Raw genomic sequence first — 15,329 nt, forward strand, 5'->3', positions numbered from 1 at the left:
CAGTTAACTTTCTTTTTTAGTCAGTTTACGGCGAATCGTTTTCACATCCAGTAAGTCTAATAAGAAAATAAAAATTGGAATTCCAACTATCAACCCCCAGACTCCAAAGAAACGCTCAGAAAACATTAAAATAATAAAGGTATAAAAAATAGGAAGCTCTGTTTTTGAAGACATTAATTTAGGATTTAAGACATAGGATTCAAGCATGTGCACGATACAAATCATTCCTAAAACATAGAGTACATCTTGGAAACCACCTACTGTATAGGCAATCAAACTTAAAGGAATACAAGAGATAAAGGCTCCAGCTACTGGAATTAGACTTAAAATAAAGACCATAATCGCCAGTGTTAATAATTGAGGAAAGCCTAAAATGTATAACCCTATCATCGTAATCACTGTATTCACAATCGCAATTAAGAATTGCGCTTCAATCACAACTCCAAAAGTATCAATAAATTTCCCACCTAAATAAGCGACATCCTTAGCAAACCAACCAATTTTACTTTTGAAAAATAACTTACTAAAACTCGCAACACGCTCTTCTTCTACTGAAAAGAAAAAGCTTAAAATGAAAGATAAAACGAACGTTAAACTCATTGAGCCAATGCTTGTAATATAACTAAAGATCAAAGCAATTCCCGATTTCACTTGATCTTTAATTTCAGCGCTATCTAAATTTCGACCGATCCAATCTAAAATCACACTATTATTATGTGGTTTTTCATAGAAATGGTAAACCGATTCAATCATTTGTCCCGTTTGAAAAATCAGTTTTGGTACGTAGTGTGTCACTGCAAAATAAAATAAAGAAACAATCAATAAATACGTAACCACCACAATAATTTTAGGGGATATTTTAACTCGTTTTTGAATTGATTTTACTAACCGCATTACTAAATAGGTAAAAATAAAAGTTAATAAAATTAAGCTTAAAACTTCTTTAATTAAGTATAAAACCAAACAAATTACTAAAAAAACGACAAAACGTCTTAGTGACGCATTTTGTCTAAACTTCTCCCATGTTGTCATTCACCTTCAACCCCTTCATTTCTATTCTAACCTATGAAACACTATAAGAAAATCGTTTTTGAAAAAATCAAGACGATTTTAGTGATTTCTTTAATTGATTATTGAAAAAGGAATAATTCAGCCCATTTTTTATACTATGAATTGACTACTTCTTTTGTTACAATGATGCTGAAAGATGATTGATTTATCTTCATTCTTAGGAAGTTTTTATATTGAAAACAGTCAACTGGGCAATACTAGGTTTAGGGGATATCGCAAGTAGCTTTGCCACTAGCTTTAAGGCACCAAACGCTACGCTTTATGCAGCGGGGTCACGTTCTCTTGAAAAAGCAAAAGCATTTACAGAAAAGCATCAAATTGAAAACGCTTATGGCAATTACGATGATCTATTAAAGGATCCAGCCATCGACATCGTTTACATTGCAACACCTCACAGTCATCACTATGACTTGATTATGAAAAGTCTTCAGGCAGGAAAACATGTTCTTTGTGAAAAAGCCATTACAATGAATGGTACACAATTAAAAGCAGCTATGGATTTGGCAGCTGAAAAGCACTTGATTTTATCTGAGGCTATGACGATTTACCATATGCCACTTTACCATAAATTAAAAGAACTTGTAGATGGTGGAACCATTGGAAAATTAAAAATGCTCCAAGTTTCATTTGGAAGCTTAAAGGAAACTGATCCTACTAATCGTTTTTACAATAAAGCCCTCGCTGGTGGCGCTTTATTTGATATTGGCACTTATGCGTTATCTTTTACTCGTTTCTTTTTAAATAGTCAGCCAAATGAAATCTTAACCACTATGAATCTATTTGAAACAGGTGTGGATGAGCAATCAGGGATTATTTTGAAAAATAAAGACAATGAAATGGCTGTTGTTTCACTTACCTTCCGTGCCAAAATGCCAAAACGAGGAATCATCGCTTGCGAAGACGGTTATATCACTGTAGATGATTACCCTCGTGCAACGTCAGCGACATTAACTCGACCTGATGGAAAAACAGAACTTATTGAAGCTGGAAATAGTGGAGAGGCGTTAAATTACGAGGCTACTGCCCTGACAGATTGGATATTAGCAAATAAAAAAGATCCTTTCTTACCACTTTCATACGATGTCTTAACTATAATGGATACCGTTCGTGAACGATGGGGATTACATTACGACTTTGAATAAAACTAAAAAATCATAGTATGTATTGGTATGAGACCAATACATACTATGATTTTTATTTTATTTGCCATTTTTCAAAAGACACGAACTTACATGGTAGTGCTGCTGGGTTAACATCTCTTTAATTTTCGCATCATCGGTACTTGCCACTTGAATCACGACTTGCGTTAACCCTGTCTTACGATATACGGCAATTTGATCGATACTCATCTTTTCTGTGGCAAATAAGTGAGTAATGTTTTCTAAAATACCAGTATGATCTTCTGGAATATCTACTACAACGCGACAGCCTTGATTGTAATAGCCTAGTAAATCAATAAATGCATCAAAAATATCCTTTTCTGTGATGATTCCCACTACTTGATTTTGGTTTTCAACGACTGGTAAGACACTAATCTGATTCTCTCGCATTCTTACCGCAGCCTCTTCTAGTAAAGCATTTGGGGAAATCGTTTTAACATCGGTTAGCATAATTTCCTTAACCGTCGTTTTAGTCAACAGATAGTTTAATTCATGAATGCTTAAGCTCGTTGCAGTGGATGGTGAATTTTGTTGAATTACACCTTCTGTTACTAACCCAATTAACTGCCCCTTTTCAACTACTGGCAAGCGATGGATTTTATGGGCTTTCATCACATCCAATGCTTCTAAAATTTTTGTATCTTGCGAAATGGTAATCACTTCTTTTGACATATACGTATGGACATCCATTGGTTACCCTCCTAGATAAGCTTTTTGAACTTCATCGCTGGCTAATAATTCTTTTCCTGTTCCTGTTAATACAACTTTCCCAGTTTCAAGAACGTATCCTCGATCAGCTATTGAAAGAGCGGCTTTCGCATTTTGTTCAATCAAAAGCACTGTCGTTCCTTGTTGATTAATAGCTTCGATAATATTAAAAATTTCTTTAATGAAGATAGGCGCTAGCCCCATTGACGGTTCGTCGAGAAGCAACAACTTTGGTCGTGACATCATTGCTCGCCCCATTGCTACCATTTGTTGCTCACCACCTGATAATGTGGCGGTATCTTGTTTCTTTCGTTCGGCTAAAACAGGAAAACGATCATAGATGTGTTCGAGGTCTTTTTTGATTTCAGCTTTATCTTTTCTTAAATAAGCACCTAACTCAAGATTTTCTAAAACGGTCATACCGCTGAAAACATGGCGTCCTTCCGGAACAAGAGAAATGCCTGCTTCCACAATTTTTTTAGTCGTCGCTTTTTGAATGGCTTGATTTTTAAAGAGAATCTCTCCTTGACTGCTTCGATGTAAGCCTGTAATTGCTTTTAAAATCGTTGATTTCCCGGCCCCGTTGGCACCAATCAGCGACACGATTTCGCCTTCATGAACATCAAAATTAATCTTGTTAATTGCTTGAATTACTCCATAATGAACTGATAAATCGGATACTTTTAACATACTAGTCACCACCTAAATAGGCCTTAATAACAGCCTCATTATTTTTAATCTCATTTGGCGTTCCATGTGCAATCATGCGACCGTATTCTAAAACATAGATTCGTTCACACACCTTCATTACTAAAGACATATCGTGTTCAATCAACAAAATAGTCATTTGAAATTGTTGTTGAATTTGGCGAATCAAGACTGTTAACTCAGCTGTTTCTTGCGGATTCATCCCAGCTGCCGGTTCATCTAAAAATAAAATTTTAGGCTTTGTTGCTAAAGCACGAACGATTTCTAATCTTCGTTGCTCCCCATAAGGTAAGTTTTTAGCTAATTCCTTTTCTTTTGTTTCTAATTTGAACAATTTAAGCAACGCTATAGCTTCTTGTTTCATTTTTTCTTCCGATTGATAAAACGCTGGGGTTCTTAAAATACTTCGTAAAGTACCTACCTTATCTTTGCCATGCATCGCAATTAAAACATTGTCCAACACAGTTAGTTCTTTAAATAAACGAATGTTTTGAAATGTTCTTGCTAAACCTAAATCAGTAATTTTATAGGGCTTCTTGCCATTAAGTCTCTGCGTTTTATTGTTTACAGTTAAATCAATGGTTCCTTCGGATGGAGCATAAACGCCTGTTAACAAGTTAAATAAGGTCGTTTTACCCGCACCATTTGGCCCAATTAATCCCACCAATTCATTATTTCCTAATTCTAAATTCACCATTGAAACAGCCGCTAAACCGCCAAAGTTCTTCGTTAATTTTTTTACTTCTAATAAACTCATTCTTCTCCCTCCTTTTTAGGAGAATTTTTATGCAACCGATCAAGCAATCCTTTAATCGTAAATTCTTTTGTGCCTAACAAACCAGAAGGTTTAAATACCATAATCGCAATCAATGCTACCGCATAGATAATCATTCTAATTGCACCAAAATCTTGCAAAACAATATTGATAATCCCTAATAGAATAGCTGCAATAAAGGTTCCGGTAATACTCCCTAAACCACCAAAAACCACAATAATTAAAATATCAACAGATTTCATAAAACCAAAATCAGATGGATTAATCACACTGAAGTAAGTCGCGTGTAACGAACCTGCGATACTTGCCGTCGCTGCGCCAATGATAAAGGCAATGGTTTTGTATTTTGTCGTATAAATTCCCATTGATTCTGCTGCAATCTCATCTTCTCGAACAGCAATTGTCGCTCTTCCCGGACTACTACGAATGTAATTTACAATGATAATGGTTGTTAAAACTACAAAGATAAATAAAATTTGCCATGTTGTAAAGTACGGAATGCCACTTAAACCAGCAGCTCCATTTGTCAAATCTCCCATATTTAAAATAGCGATTCGAATGATTTCTGACACACCTAATGTTGCAATGGCCAAATAATCTCCTTTTAAACGTAACGTTGGAATTCCAACTACCAACGCCACCAAACTAGCTACGGCTATCCCAAGTAAAATACCCGCTGCAAACCCTAGCATTGTAGGAATTTTTAAAGTCATAATTCCACAACAATACGCACCAATCGACATAAAACCTGCGTGACCCAATGAAAATTGTCCCGAAAATCCGATAATCAAATTCAACCCTAGCGCTAAAATGATGTTAAGACCAATTGTAATCAGGGTGATTTCATAAAAAGCATCAATTAATCCAAGATAAATTCCTAACCAAATGAGTAAATAAGCGCCCGCAATAAAAATGAGCCAGCCAAGATTGTATTTATTAAATTGTTTCATTTTTATCACCTACACTTTTTCTTTTGTATTTTTTCCAAGAAGTCCAGAAGGCTTCACAACTAAGATTAAAATTAAGATGCCATAAACTACTGCATCCTTAATCATTGAATTGCCATATCCGCTAATTAATGTTTCAATAATTCCGATAGTAAATCCTCCAAACATCGCTCCTGGAATAATGCCAATTCCACCTAAAACAGCTGCGATAAAAGCTTTCAATCCGGGTGCTGTTCCCATCATTGGCGCAATCGAATTATAATAAATCCCTACCAAAACACCCGCGGCACCCGCTAATGCGGAACCAATCGCAAAGGTAAATGAAATAGTATTGTCTACATTAATTCCCATCAATTTAGCCGAATCTGCATCCACGCTTACTGCACGCATGGCTTTCCCCATTTTGGTTTTTTTCACAATAAACTGCAACGCCAACATCAAAACAACGGTCACAACAAAAATAGTAATCTGTTGTTCATTGATGGTAATGCCCCAAAATTCATAACTTTTATTTTTGATTGTCTCAGGGAACGCCCGAACTTCAGGTCCCATAATCAGCAGCACTGTGTACTGCAATAAGAAGGACACACCAATTGCGGTAATCAAAGCCGCTACTCTGGTTGCCTTTCGTAAAGGTTTATAGGCTACACGTTCAATTATAACTCCTAAGATTGCACAAAAAATCATTGAAAAAAGTAAAGCTGGAATAAGTCCAAGATTAAAATTACGAATAACAGTATATCCCACGTAAGAGCCAACCATGTAGATTTCACCATGAGCAAAGTTGATTAATTTGATAATGCCATAAACCATTGTATAGCCTAGCGCGATCAATGCATAAATACTGCCTAAGGACAGTCCGTTTATTAGTTGTTGAATTAAGTTATCCATTTGACACCTCACTATTCATTAGTTTGCAAAGAAATCTTTGCCATTTTTAAATCAAAAAGGCGCTAGGCAAGCGTTACACCTAGTCACCTTTTTACTTGGATTAAGGATTTACTACTGTGTTGCTAACTTCTTTCCCATTTTCAAGCTTGATTACAAGGGTTGATTTTACTGGATTGTGTTCTTTATCCATTGTAATTTTCCCTGTAATGCCTTCAAAATCTTTTATTTTACCAAGAGCATCATTTACTTTTTCTGGTGTTGCTTCTTTTCCATTTTCAATTGCTTTTGCAATCATGTATACAGAATCGTATGAAAGTGCTGAAAACGCATCAGGTGTTTTTTTGTTTTCCTTTTTAAAAGCCGCTACGAAATCTTGGACTTTTTTATCTGTACTTTGATCCGAATAATGTGCCGTATAATAGATATTGTTTAAATTTTCAGGCAATGCTAAATCAACTAATTTTTCATTTCCAAAACCATCTGCTCCAAGAATAGGTTGTTGAATGCCTAATTCACGAGCTTGTTTGATAATTAATCCTGCTTCTTCATAGTATGAAGGCATATATAGGACATCAAAATCTTTGTCCTTGATTTTTGTTAAAATAGCTTTAAAATCTTTATCTCCTGTTGTAAAACTTTCTTTTGCAACAATCTCTCCTTTGAAGCTTTTTTCAAAACTTTTAGTCAATCCTTTTGCATAATCACTTGAGCTATCCCCAATAATGACGGCTTTTTTGGCGCCCAAATCTTTGTTAGCATAATTCGCTAAGGTTACACCTTGGAAAGAATCTTGGAAGCAAACACGGTAAATGTATTCTTGAAGACGTCCTTTTTCAACTGTGACAGAGTCATCTGTCCCTGAAGGGGTAACTAATGGAACTTTTGCTTTTGTGACACTTGGAGTTGCTGCTTTTACATTTCCTGATGTTGCCGGGCCAACGATTGCCACTACTTTTTCTTTCGTAGCTAATTTGGTCGCTACACTTGCTGATTCAGTTGGTTCTGATTTATTATCTAATTTGACTAATTCTAATTTTTTTCCTAAAACGCCACCGGCTTTGTTAATCTCATCAACAGCTAGTTTTGCTCCTTGATATTCTGCTGTTCCATAAGCTGAAACTTCCCCTGATAATTCAAAGTTTGCTCCAATTTTGATGGTGTCTGAATCTTTTGCAGTGCCCCCAGCACCACATCCTGTAGCAAACAATGCCAATACTGCTAAACTTGCAACGAATCTTTTCATATCTTTTCCTCCCAATGTGCTTCTATCCAGGTTTAATTATTTAAATATTCTGACAATTAATCTCCTTGTTAGATAGTATAGAATATTCTGACAATTTAAGCAATAGTTTTCTGTATAAAAAAAGAAAAGATTCTTTTTAACCTTAGGGTACTAATCTTTTAATAATTTGTTTTGTATAGAATTTTCGTATTTATTTATTTTTGAAAAATTTCGATAAATAAACTTCTTAAAAAGTAACAAAACGATTGGCTTTTTAAGAAGTATTTTAAAAGGACGCTCTCTACTACTAAACGACTACATCTTTGTTTACCTTAATTTTTCATGGTTAGCTGGTAATGTCTCCATGAGAGCAAAGAAGTCTTTAGGATTGCCCGTACTAAAATAGTCATACCAAAATTCTAATGTACTGGACTGAAAAACCCCTATATGTTCAATAATTTGTTTTGTCCATAACAAAGCGCCAGTGGAACTTGCCGTTATTAGATTGTTATCCACTACAGAAGGGGTTTCTATATAAAAGCCTTGTCCTTTATAGCCTTGAGAAACCATTTCAAGAAATTCCAATCCATTACTTGTATGAGGACGATTATTCAATAGACCCGCATTTGCAAGGGCAGCAGTAGCACCGCAAATAGCACACACAGTTGCACCTACTTTTAGAAGTTCCTTTGTTTTTTCGATAATGGCGCCATGTTTTGGATCACTCCATGTTTCTGCGCCTGGTAATAATAGCACAGTCGTTTCACTCACTTCAATATCCTCAATTAGATAATTTGGCTCTATTGCAAGTCCCCCCATTGTATGAATGGTTTCCTTAGAATAACTAACCATCCTAAGCGATAGTCGTTGCTCGCCCTCTTTAAAAAAGCGACCTGAATTTAACTCTGAAGTAACATACCCCAATTCCCAATCTGCTAATGTATCCAAAACATAAATATAAACTGTAGCCATAAAAATCCCCTCCAAATTTAATTTGTTGCTAATGCCTGTTCTTAAGATAAAACTAGGCTTAAATAAACAAGATATTTAAGCAATAATCGTTTCTATACTTTATTGAAAAAATCTTTCCTTTTTGCTATTGGAAGATAATCGACTAATAATCATTTTTTATGAACTTCCCCTCCTTCCTTTACTTCCTTAGTATATCAAGCTATTGTTGACATCCTGATGTCAACAATATACACTAATTAAAAAATCAGTTAGGAGATGCTTCTTTAGATGAAAGTTGAAAGACTTATTAGTATTATTATGGTTCTCCTCGATAAGGAACGCATTAGTGCACAAACATTAGCGGATAGGTTTGAAGTTTCTCTTCGCACTATTTATCGTGACATAGATGCTATAAACATGGCTGGCATTCCTGTTCGATCGATATCCGGTGTGGGAGGCGGTATTGAGATTATGCCAAATTATAAGATTGATCGAAAAACATTTTCAACTAATGATCTTTCTGCTATTTTAATGGGGCTTTCCAATATTTCTAATATGATGCAAAGTAAGGAACTGTCAAATGCACTTGCAAAAGTAAAAAGTTTTATTCCTGCTAACAGCGCAAAAGATATTGAACTAAAAGCAAACCAAATTTATATAGACTTAAGTCCATGGATGGGTGGAAGAGATGCACAAAATTATTTAGAAATGATCAAAAAAGCTTTACATGAAAAAAATAATCTATCCTTTGACTATGCAGATCGCTATGGAAATAAAACTACTCGTTCAGTGGAGCCTTATCAATTGGTAATGAAAAATAGCCATTGGTATGTGCATGGGTATTGCCTGAAACGAAATGATTTCCGCTTATTTAGATTGTTTCGGATGTCTAATTTACAACTGGAAGATACTTTTTTTACACCACGCGATTTTGAAAAACCTCAGTTAGATTTTACTAATGAGGTGGCAACAATGGTAGAAACTATCCAGATTCGGATTCATCAATCCGTTATGGACAAAGTGCTTGATTTTTGTGCTTATGAACAATTTGCACCAGACGGGGATGAGCATTATATTGTTGATTTTCCTTTCATCGAAAACGACTATTACTACACTATTCTTTTCAGCTTTGGAAATAAATGTGAATGTTTAGAGCCACAACATATTCGCACAGAAATGAAGCGTAGAGTGAATGAATTAGCTACTATGTATGAAAATTAATCGTTCTTAAAATAGAGCTAGCTATAGAATTTATAAAAAAATTTTAATTCTTTTTAAGAAAAATTGGCTAGGCTAAATCCAGTACAATACCGACTTCAGTCCGCCAATTAATTTTTCTATTCGTTCTAACTTTTGGGGTCACTACACTTCTGATTCAATCTCTTTTTTATTGTTTAAGCTTAAGTTTTTTGACCAAGAAATGATGCCAGATAATAGCAACAAACTTATTAAGGTTCCTTCTCTAATTAAAATTGGAAAATGAAATAAAAATGATAGTGTGAGTGAAGTGAGTACAAAAAAAATATCAAGCCCATAACGATACCAAGCAAATGAATGCACAGTTTTAGTAGCCATTAATTCGCAAAATTTTTCGATTGGAAATTTAAGAACACCAATCGCTAATACTTGTCCCGTTCCAAAACCAGCAATAACTGTACCTAGAATAAAGAGACCAACATTTAAGAAGTAAGTATTAAGGGTAAAGCTAGCAAGAATATCATAGAGGAAAAAATTAATGACGATGCCAAAGCAAATAAGTGCGCTAAACATGAGCAGATAGTCTTTTAAAATATTTTTCTTAGAAAGCAGAAGGCACAATAAAAGGAACCCTAAATTGGTCGCGGTTGTAATCGTACCAACTTTAATAGAAAAGACTTCAGCTAATGCGACATTCATGGAGTTGAAGCTGCTTACCCCAATACTGGCTTTAATGGTTAGACTGATACCAAAAGCACTTAAGATATAAAAAGCAAACGTTTTAATGATGTTATTCATGAGAAACACTCCTTTAATCCTTTTGGCTTACCTATTCAGTATAAACGATAAGTATGCTATGATAATAGGAGATATCTCCTATTATTGAGGTGGAAAAATGAAGGAAACTAGTTTACAAGTTTATCCAGGACTAAACACGACTGATTTTGAAAGCTTGCAGCGCTATTTTTCAAATCAGATGCTAGACATGGCTAAAATCAGAGAATATCAAAATAATGAATATATTACGCAAGCAACGAAACCGTTAGACCAGCTTTTCTTTTTACTGCAAGGCAGAGCAAAAATTTATATTACTCACGAAAATGGGAAAAGAAACTTGCTTCAATTTTTAACAATTGGAGATTTTATTGGAGATTTAACAGTAGTTGGAGCAGAGAAGGTACCTAAGGATGTATTAGCGATAGGTAATACAGTTTGTTTGGCTATACCATTGAAGGAAATTCAAAAATCAGAGGGGCTTTTTTTCAAGAAAATAGCCAAATACATCGGAGAAAAACTCCTTATTCGTGTAGAGCATTTTTCTAGAAATCAATCCTATGAATTAAAATATCGGCTGGCAGAAATTATTTTACAAGCTGAAATGAATGGCATTTACCATGAAAAACACGTTGAAATTGCAGAATACCTTGGCGTTAGTTATAGGCACTATACACATGTCTTAAAAAAACTGACGGAAGAAGGTTATTTGATCAAAGAAGACAAGGGCTATCTAATCAATAAGGTACAATTAAAAAAGCTTATAAACGAAATGAATCATTAATGATCACTATTTACTACATTAGAAACATACCGTGACATAATTAACTCTTCTAGTCACGTCTTCGCCATATGTAATCCAAATATAAGGTTGGAGCAGAAGTGACTCCTTCTGAAATAACTTGAAATTCATAAAAAATTGAAGATCAATCTTTGTGAATTTCCTCTTATTTTATCGGAGTCAAATACTTCTGTCCCAACCTCTTTACTGACTTGCAAAGACGATTTAATTTTTTATAACCTCTTAGAAATTAACTTTATAAGTCCCTTCCCTCTTTATTCTTCTTGTGTAAGCTGTCTTTCCGTTCGAAATTCTTCATAAAATACTTTTTTTATTTCAATAAAATAGTTAAAGTCATTCAGCATTTGAAACAACATCGCACGATTTTCAAATTCAGGTCGCGTCGTTGGCAACGGGCTATTTCTAAAATAATCAAATAGCGCTTTGATTTCTTCTAATAACTCGATGACAGGATTGTCTTCATGAAGACTTTCTGCTGTAGCCACAAAAATTTCTGCTAGTTTCTTATTTTGCTCCGTTGGCAACTGACACAAGGTAATGTCTACTTTGATTTGTTTTAAGACATACAATTGCATTTTTCGCATATCGAAATATTTAATGTAGTAATAGGATTGATCAAACAGTCGATTATTAAATTGTTCCATGGCTAATTTTTCTGCTTTTAATACTGTAACATTCAATTCTTGCAAAGAAGCGTCTAATTGATGAGGTTCCGTAACGTGTTTTAAGGCTTTTGAAAAGTCCAAGAGTACCAATTTCATGTCTTTTTCAATCATCAATTGCAATTCTTTTAATTTTTTTTCACTAGAAGGCATGTATAGGTTCAATACAATTGCTGTTCCTACTCCGACAAACATTAATAAAAAACAATTTAAAACCCAGTGAAAAGAAGCACTTTCTTCTATCAAGAGATGTGTAACGAGAACTGAGCTAACGACAATACCGTCTGTTAATTGAAGTTTTGAAGCTATTGGAATAAAAATTAATAAATAAAGGCCAAATGATACTGGATTAAATCCAATTATTAAAAAGAAGAAAATAGCGATGGCAATGGCTAATGCGGTTGATAAGAAGCGTTGTCCTGCTAAAGTAATGGATTTTTTCTTTGTGTTTTGAACACTTAATATCGTTATCACTCCGGCTGAAACGGCATAGTCTAACTTTAAGTAATCTGCAATAAAAATCGCAATAGCAGCTCCTAAGGCTGTTTTAATTGTACGTAATCCAATTTTCATGGCTTCACTCCTGCATTTTTCTTTTATCATACCATGATTTTCATTTATTCTTATAGTCTTTTTTGTGAACTTGCAATTATCTGATTTTACTATATTATTAGTACTATAAAATTTAACGTGTTAAAGGGGATTTCTTATGAAAAATAAAACACTAACGATCTTGATAACAGGCTGCTTACTTGTCATTCTTGGAGCTTGTGGTCATTCTCAGGAACGGGCGGGTACACAAGAAATCGCTCAACAAAACTTAGCTAGTCTAAAAAAAGTTGACACTTCTTTAGAGAAATTTGAGACTTTAGAAGATGAGATGATGGACGCTTTGGCGAAAGACTTGAAAAGCTCACGTTCTGAAAGTTTGATTTCTAAACAAAAAGGCGCAGTTGGGAAAAATTTCAAAGCGCGTCAAAAAGAGCTGACTATCGTTCAAGACGAAATGTTAAACATTCAAAAAACGATTCAAACCTTAGAAGATTATCAACAAAAAAATGCAGTGGATTTGCCTAAAGAGGATGTAACCCAAGCAATTGCTACCTTAACACAATTAAATAAAACCTATGAAGCATTCGCTCATTATGCAACAGAAGCTAAAGAAAGCGAAGAAACTTTTTATAAAAAATACAAAGCTGACTTGAGTCAAGAAGACATTGCTACTTATTTAAGTAAAATCAATTTAGCACATGGCGCTTTATTCCAACAATTAGAAGTTCTTACTGCTGATTTAAGTTCTGGAAATGCGAGTATGAACGCTTTAGATAAGGCTGTTGAGTAATAAATTTATAGGTGAAAGTGTGATGAATTGATGGAACTTGGAAATTTCAGATTAGGGATGAGAACAATTAAAACAGGAATTGCTGTTGCCGTTTGCATCCTATTATTTCATTATAGTGGTCGCGGAACAGCAATGATTGCTTCGCTTTCTGCTGTGTTTGCATTAAGACAAGATATGGAAACAACTGTAAAATTTGGGAAATCGCGGATTTTAGGGAATACACTTGGCGCTTTATTGGCTGCTTTGTTTATTTTACTTTATCGTTCGTCTGGTAACTTGTTTATTCTTGAAGTCATTGGGGTTCCAGTAGCTGTTATGTTAATTATTGTCATTTGCGATGGTATCAATTATAACTCTGGAATCATTGGGGCTATTGCTACTTTATTAATTATTTATTTTTCGATTCCACCTAATGAAACCATTATTTATGCCTTAGAGCGTGTATTTGATACCTTTATTGGTACATTTGTCGCCGTTGCTGTCAATCACTTAATTAAGGTCCCTGCTCATGAAGAAGTAGCTGATCTTAAAGAAGAACTTTCTGACATTCAAACAGAAGAAAATGAACTGAATGTTTTGTTAACTAAAAAAGAAAACGAAAAAAAAAACCAAGAAACTGATTAGTTTCTTGGTTTTTTTTGGTTTATTTATCTTGATGAATATCCTGATGGATTGTTTGTGGCGCTTTTGAAACAAATTTTTCAATTAATTCTTTAACGTCCAATCCTGTTGTTTCTTTTAAGGTTTCTTGAGTTGTCGCTAAAAGATTGGTAGCATAATTTGACACACGATTGGCTCCTGCACCACTGCCTTCACCTTGTCCGTTGTCAATTACAGTAATTTTTTCGATATTTGCCATTGGTTGTGCAGCTTCTTTCACCATGCTTGGTAGCATTTCAACAACCATTGAAAGAATTGCTGCTTCGCCATATTCCTTGAAGGCTTCAGCAATTTTTTGTTTTGCTTCGGCTTCGGCTTGACCTTTAGCTAAAATAGCTTCGGCTAAGGCTTGTCCTTCTAAGCGGACTTGGTTTGCATTGGCTGTTGCCATTGCTTCTACACGGAATTGATCCGCTTCGGCTTCAGCTACTTCTTTAGCTTTATTTGCAAGTGCATCTTGCTCTTGTGCGTAACGATCTGCATCCGCCTTTTTCTTCACTTCTGAGTCATATTGTTTTTCACGACGAGTGATTTCTTTTTCTTCTAATTCAATTTGTTTTTGACGCTCAATGATTTTTACTTGCATTTCTTGTTCCGTTACTTCTTGTTGTGCTTTTGCACTTTCTAACCCATAGGCTTGATCGGCTTTCGCTTTGGCAATATCTTGCTCTTGTTTGTACGCTGCCAATTTCAATTCTTTTTCTTTTAATGCTTCGGCGACTTCTGTTTCACGTTCTAATTCTGATTTCTTAGAATTTTTTTCAGCTTCCGCACGTTTGATACGTGTTTCTTTGTCTGCTTCGGCAATGGCAATATCCGCATCTCGTTTTACTTGCGCAATTCTTGGTTTTCCAAGTGAATCTAAATAGCCATTTTTATCCCGTACTTCTTTGATGGTAAATGAAACGATAACTAAGCCCATTTTTGCCAAATCAACGCTGGCAACTTCTTGAACACTTTGGCTAAACTTATCACGGTTTTGATAGATTTCTTCGACTGTCATTGAACCTAAGATTGAACGTAGATGACCTTCTAAGACTTCTCTTGCTTCATTTTCTAGCTCTTCACGAGATTTACTTAAAAATTGCTCTGCTGCTGTTGCGATTTCTTCAACAGAGGAACCAATTTTAATGATCGATGTTCCATCTGCCATAACTGGAACGCCTTGTTCTGTATAGACTTCTGGTGTTGAAACATCTAATTTACTTGATAATAAGCTTAAACGATTTGATCGTTGAAAAACGGGCATCACAAACGTACCGCCACCACGAACAATTTTAATTTTATTGCCAGCATCGTCTTTAAAGACATTTTTTGAACCTAAATAACTTCCACTGACAATTAATGCTTCATCTGGATTTGCTGTTTGGTATTTTGAAATAAAAACTAGCAAACACATTAACACAACAAAACCACATATTCCAATTACTATAATTGACATTTTTCCCCATCCTTTTCA

At 34.8% G+C, this 15,329-nt stretch carries 16 protein-coding genes; 5 read left to right on the forward strand and 11 right to left on the reverse strand.

The genetic code is table 11. The annotated features are described in order from the left end of the window. Positions 1-3 precede the first annotated feature (3 nt). Entirely contained in the window at positions 4-1,032 is a 1,029-nt protein-coding gene (locus BR52_RS07415) for an AI-2E family transporter (protein ID WP_034570960.1), read from the reverse strand. 212 nt (positions 1,033-1,244) lie between these two features. On the opposite strand from BR52_RS07415, the gene BR52_RS07420 reads away from it, so the two are divergent. After that, positions 1,245-2,213, forward strand: a complete 969-nt coding sequence (locus BR52_RS07420; RefSeq protein ID WP_034570963.1) for a Gfo/Idh/MocA family protein — start codon at positions 1,245-1,247, stop codon at positions 2,211-2,213. Positions 2,214-2,270: 57 nt separating this feature from the next. On the opposite strand, the gene BR52_RS07425 is transcribed toward BR52_RS07420, so the two are convergent. From BR52_RS07425 to BR52_RS07455, 7 genes are all read right to left on the reverse strand, one after another. After that, positions 2,271-2,921, reverse strand: a complete 651-nt coding sequence (locus BR52_RS07425) for a CBS domain-containing protein (RefSeq protein WP_034570965.1) — start codon at positions 2,919-2,921, stop codon at positions 2,271-2,273. Positions 2,922-2,924: 3 nt separating this feature from the next. Then, on the reverse strand, positions 2,925-3,629 hold the full coding sequence (locus BR52_RS07430; protein WP_034570968.1) for an ABC transporter ATP-binding protein: 705 nt from the start codon (positions 3,627-3,629) through the stop codon (positions 2,925-2,927). Position 3,630: 1 nt separating this feature from the next. Further along, positions 3,631-4,404, reverse strand: coding sequence for an ABC transporter ATP-binding protein (locus tag BR52_RS07435; RefSeq protein ID WP_034570971.1), 774 nt, complete (start codon positions 4,402-4,404; stop codon positions 3,631-3,633). Further along, complete coding sequence (locus tag BR52_RS07440; RefSeq protein ID WP_034570974.1) at positions 4,401-5,372, reverse strand: branched-chain amino acid ABC transporter permease; 972 nt, start codon at positions 5,370-5,372, stop codon at positions 4,401-4,403. Before BR52_RS07440 ends, BR52_RS07435 begins: the two co-directional genes overlap by 4 nt. 9 nt (positions 5,373-5,381) lie before the next feature. After that, positions 5,382-6,260: a branched-chain amino acid ABC transporter permease gene (locus BR52_RS07445; protein ID WP_034570977.1), complete on the reverse strand. Its 879-nt coding sequence runs from the start codon at positions 6,258-6,260 to the stop codon at positions 5,382-5,384. Between the two features lie 100 nt (positions 6,261-6,360). Further along, entirely contained in the window at positions 6,361-7,503 is a 1,143-nt protein-coding gene (locus BR52_RS07450) for an ABC transporter substrate-binding protein (protein ID WP_034570980.1), read from the reverse strand. Between the two features lie 306 nt (positions 7,504-7,809). Continuing rightward, on the reverse strand, positions 7,810-8,454 hold the full coding sequence (locus BR52_RS07455) for a type 1 glutamine amidotransferase family protein (RefSeq protein ID WP_034570983.1): 645 nt from the start codon (positions 8,452-8,454) through the stop codon (positions 7,810-7,812). Between the two features lie 267 nt (positions 8,455-8,721). Here BR52_RS07455 and BR52_RS07460 point away from each other — a divergent pair, with 267 nt between their 5' ends. Further along, complete coding sequence (locus BR52_RS07460; protein WP_034570986.1) at positions 8,722-9,654, forward strand: helix-turn-helix transcriptional regulator; 933 nt, start codon at positions 8,722-8,724, stop codon at positions 9,652-9,654. Between the two features lie 141 nt (positions 9,655-9,795). Here BR52_RS07460 and BR52_RS07465 read toward each other — a convergent pair whose 3' ends face one another. After that, complete coding sequence (locus BR52_RS07465) at positions 9,796-10,428, reverse strand: DUF6198 family protein (RefSeq protein WP_034570989.1); 633 nt, start codon at positions 10,426-10,428, stop codon at positions 9,796-9,798. Between the two features lie 97 nt (positions 10,429-10,525). Between BR52_RS07465 and yeiL the strand changes: the two genes are divergently transcribed. Continuing rightward, positions 10,526-11,188, forward strand: a complete 663-nt coding sequence (gene yeiL / locus BR52_RS07470; protein WP_034570992.1) for a transcriptional regulator YeiL — start codon at positions 10,526-10,528, stop codon at positions 11,186-11,188. 272 nt (positions 11,189-11,460) lie between these two features. Here yeiL and BR52_RS07475 read toward each other — a convergent pair whose 3' ends face one another. Continuing rightward, positions 11,461-12,441 (reverse strand): aromatic acid exporter family protein, encoded by a 981-nt coding sequence (locus tag BR52_RS07475; protein WP_034570995.1) that lies wholly within the window; start codon positions 12,439-12,441, stop codon positions 11,461-11,463. Positions 12,442-12,577: 136 nt separating this feature from the next. Here BR52_RS07475 and BR52_RS07480 point away from each other — a divergent pair, with 136 nt between their 5' ends. Together BR52_RS07480 and BR52_RS07485 are read left to right on the forward strand one after the other, a co-directional pair. Then, complete coding sequence (locus BR52_RS07480; protein ID WP_034570998.1) at positions 12,578-13,210, forward strand: hypothetical protein; 633 nt, start codon at positions 12,578-12,580, stop codon at positions 13,208-13,210. Positions 13,211-13,240: 30 nt separating this feature from the next. Next, positions 13,241-13,834, forward strand: a complete 594-nt coding sequence (locus tag BR52_RS07485) for an FUSC family protein (RefSeq protein ID WP_034571002.1) — start codon at positions 13,241-13,243, stop codon at positions 13,832-13,834. 19 nt (positions 13,835-13,853) lie between these two features. On the opposite strand, the gene floT is transcribed toward BR52_RS07485, so the two are convergent. Next, positions 13,854-15,311 (reverse strand): flotillin lipid rafts scaffold protein FloT, encoded by a 1,458-nt coding sequence (gene floT / locus BR52_RS07490; protein ID WP_034571005.1) that lies wholly within the window; start codon positions 15,309-15,311, stop codon positions 13,854-13,856. Between the last annotated feature and the right edge of the window lie 18 nt (positions 15,312-15,329).

It is taken from the genome of Carnobacterium divergens DSM 20623 (assembly GCF_000744255.1).
GTDB lineage: Bacteria > Bacillota > Bacilli > Lactobacillales > Carnobacteriaceae > Carnobacterium > Carnobacterium divergens.